Here is a 1013-nt window from a genome sequence, read left to right on the forward strand (position 1 = left end):
TGAGTGTTTCACCGACTATGAACTTATCGTCTGGCTTTCCAAAGATCGATTTAACTTGATTATCGCTCATGAGGTAAGCTATATCACGAATCATCGGGAGATGCTTAACTCCTTCATAAAATATATCGAACTGGAAATATCCAATTGGTACTAGTTCCACTTTGCGGATATAGCAATTGTTCTCTTCGTCTTTAAGTCGTTCATCTAGATATTCGCCTTGAACTCGAGCTACGATATCTTTGAACCCACGGCGAATCAGTATGAACTCCTGAATCGAGACACCGTTGAACTTCTCTCCATCGTAAAAAAGCGTTTCTTTATTGGATTCTTCGTAAAGCTCGATGACGATATTCGTGCCTTTAACTGATATTACTTCACCGATAGCTATACTCATTGGTTGCCACCAAATGCAACTGCCAGAGCTGGCTCTGCAACTTCATTTTGCTCATTCTGTTCTTCTGGTCGGCTCTTTGGCTTGTTCAGCGTGAACTGAGTGTCATTGAAGTGATTGAAGTCTAAAATTTTCTCATCAGAGTAAATGAACCGAACATTTGGGTATTCCTTAAATGTTTCCTGCATCCATTTAAGCTCATCACTGTTGAAGCACGATACATACATGGTCAGGGATGGGTTAGATAATGAACGTTGAACGAGGCTGAGAAGATGTTCATCGGCAAAAGAGAAACCGAACGTGATCAAGACTGAATGAGGGCGCTCTAACTCATAGCTCAAATGGCGCAGAATCTGGTAATAAGCCTCTTCAAAAACCGTCTCATGAAACTTCCATTGGGTTGGGTTAACAATTGGAATCTTGTTATAAGCTTGCCAAAAGTCATCAATGCGAAGCGGCGATAAATCTGTCTCAAGCTTAAACATAGTTAGGTATTCGTGTAGTGGCATAGTTAATTTGGCCATCTGATTAGAGGTGATATCATCACCTCGGAAGTTAACAGGTGACACAATGACAAAACGTAGCAGAAGAACATTTAGTCCCGAGTTTAAACTTGAAGCCG

Annotated in this window: 2 pseudogenes; both read right to left on the reverse strand. The window is 41.0% G+C overall.

Features of this window, described 5'->3' with window-relative positions:
* Positions 1-394, reverse strand: a pseudogene (locus tag VV869_RS20385) (ATP-binding protein); the annotation flags it as partial.
* A pseudogene (locus VV869_RS20390) lies at positions 391-1013 on the reverse strand (hypothetical protein); the annotation flags it as partial. The pseudogenes VV869_RS20385 and VV869_RS20390, both read right to left, overlap by 4 nt.

This window comes from Photobacterium sp. MCCC 1A19761, from assembly GCF_037389125.1.
Classification (GTDB): Bacteria; Pseudomonadota; Gammaproteobacteria; order Enterobacterales; family Vibrionaceae; genus Photobacterium.